The organism is Faunimonas sp. B44, from assembly GCF_052655945.1.
In genome coordinates, this window is the sequence record NZ_JBQYEX010000045.1 from 1 (window position 1) to 1565 (window position 1565).

The following is a 1565-nucleotide window of genomic DNA, read 5'->3' on the forward strand; positions in this document are numbered from 1 at the left end:
GTCACCGGCTCGTAAGTTCGCCTCCAGATTCGAGCTGCGGCAAGTTTGACGCGTGCGAGATAGTTGGCGTCGTGCTTTTCGAAGCGGGCTGCGACCGCTCTGAAGTGCTTGAGCTTGTTGAAGAAGCGCTCGACGGGGTTGCGGTAGCCGTAGCGGTAGAGGAAGGGGCTGAACGCTGATAGTCTCACACGTCGGGGCATCGGCTAGACGTTGGCCCAGGCGCCGCGCTCGGCCAGGCTCTGGCGGAGTGCGTGGCTGTCGTAGGCCCGGTCGGCCATGAGGATCTGTCCCTCGCCGACGCCGTCCAGCATGTCCCGCGCGCTCCGCCCGTCATGCGCCTGCCCTTCGGTCAGCTTCAAGATGATGGGTAGGCCGTTCGCGTCGACGAGGGCGTGGATCTTGGTGGTCAGCCCGCCCCGCGAGCGCCCCATGCATCGGGCGTGAGCGGCGTTCCCAGCGGCGGCGCCCTCCGCAGCACCCCCCTTTATGGAATGGCCCGCCCCTCTCCTCCATCATCATTATCGGGCGGCGACAGGAGGGTAGCATGAAGGGCATTCAGATTCTCGGAGTGGACTTGGGCAAGAACAGCGGCAGCGTGGTCGGTTTGGACGCTGCGGGACGGGTCCTGCTGCGTCGTCGGATGCGGCGAGAGGGCGTCATAGCACTCGCGACGAAACTGCCGGGCTGCGTGGTGGCCATGGAGGCGTGCTGCGGAGCACATCACCTCGGGCGCGTTCTCATTGCAGGGACATGAAGTGCGGCTGATGTCGCCCGAGTATGTCCGGCCCTACGTCAAGGCCCAGAAGAATGATGATCGCGATGCGGAAGCGATCGCCGAGGCCGCGACCCGGCCGACGATGCGGTTCGTGGCGCTGAAGACGGAGGCGCAGTTCGACGTGCAGGTTCTGCATCGCGTCCGCGACCGACTGGTCGGACAGCGGACGTCCTTGATGAACCAGATTCGCAGCATCCTGCTCGAGCGCGGCATCGTGATACCTCAGGGCCGCCGTAGTCTGCTTAACGCGCTGGAGGCGCTGTCATCGGAGCCGGTCGGGAGCGGAGTGGGGTCGCGCGTTCGCCTTCTGCTCGACGACATGCTCGATCAATGGCGCGCTCTCGACCGGCGCATCAAGGCGCTGGACGATGAGTTTGCCGAGATGGCGCGCAACGATCCGGCGTCTCGGCGTTTGGCTACCATACCGGACATAGGCGTTATGAACGCGACCGCGCTGGTCGCCGCGATCTGCGACGGGCGCACGTTCAGCCACGGCCGTGACCTCTCCGGGTCACGTCCGTCAATGAGGTGGAGAATGCGGGTTTAGGCGGAGCGGCCCCGGTCATGCAGCTACGGTGCTGGGGATGAGGGACTGTGTCTCGGCGGCGGGCGCGTCGAGCTCGGCCATTCCCTCGATCTGCATGTAGCGGTGCTGGAGCTGCCACTCGTCGTTGGCCTCGAGCAGGACCGCGCCTATGAGGCGGACGATGCTGTCCTCGTTGGGGAAGATGCCCACGACGTCGGCGCGGCGCTTCACCTCCTTGTTCAGGCGCTCCAATGGGTTGGTGCT

General features: G+C 65.6%; 1 protein-coding gene and 2 pseudogenes. 1 reads left to right on the forward strand and 2 read right to left on the reverse strand.

The features are described from left to right. Positions 1-431 (reverse strand): annotated as a pseudogene (locus ACUN0C_RS20140) (IS5 family transposase); the annotation flags it as partial. 113 nt (positions 432-544) lie between these two features. Between ACUN0C_RS20140 and ACUN0C_RS20145 the strand changes: the two are divergent. After that, a pseudogene (locus tag ACUN0C_RS20145) lies at positions 545-1280 on the forward strand (IS110 family transposase); the annotation flags it as partial. 57 nt (positions 1281-1337) lie between these two features. Here the strand turns inward: ACUN0C_RS20145 and ACUN0C_RS20150 are convergent. After that, positions 1338-1565 (reverse strand): transposase (locus ACUN0C_RS20150; protein WP_445468188.1); only part of this gene is annotated, 228 nt, incomplete at its 5' end.